Origin of the sequence: Dolichospermum circinale AWQC310F (genome assembly GCF_000426925.1) — a bacterium.
Lineage (GTDB): Bacteria > Cyanobacteriota > Cyanobacteriia > Cyanobacteriales > Nostocaceae > Dolichospermum > Dolichospermum circinale.
In genome coordinates, this window is sequence record NZ_KE384715.1 from 313 (window position 1) to 603 (window position 291).

At 58.4% G+C, this 291-nt stretch carries 1 pseudogene; it reads left to right on the forward strand.

Annotated features, from left to right (window positions below):
* Positions 1–3 precede the first annotated feature (3 nt).
* Positions 4–291: pseudogene (locus ACIR310F_RS27645) on the forward strand (hypothetical protein); the annotation flags it as partial.

Genomic DNA, 291 nt, shown 5'->3' on the forward strand with positions numbered 1-291 from the left:
GGCCTGTATTTTGCGCCCAAGGACACCCTAATCGGAAGGAGCAAGCCCTCGGAGACCTCCATCGCTTTGAAGAGACTGGAGGGCAAGACCAGGCCGACTGGAGCTTCAGCCGCAAACATCTTGGGCCTCAGCACCCAAATGCCCGCAAGACCTCAACTGATTGCATACACAAGCAACCCGCCAAAGAACGCGGGGACGGCCCGAATCAAATTGCGACGCACTGCGAGTCCGCATCCTTTGCCCGCTCTTGAAGGAGCTTTGCTTGAGTTCATCCGGGCACGTGGGGCGACT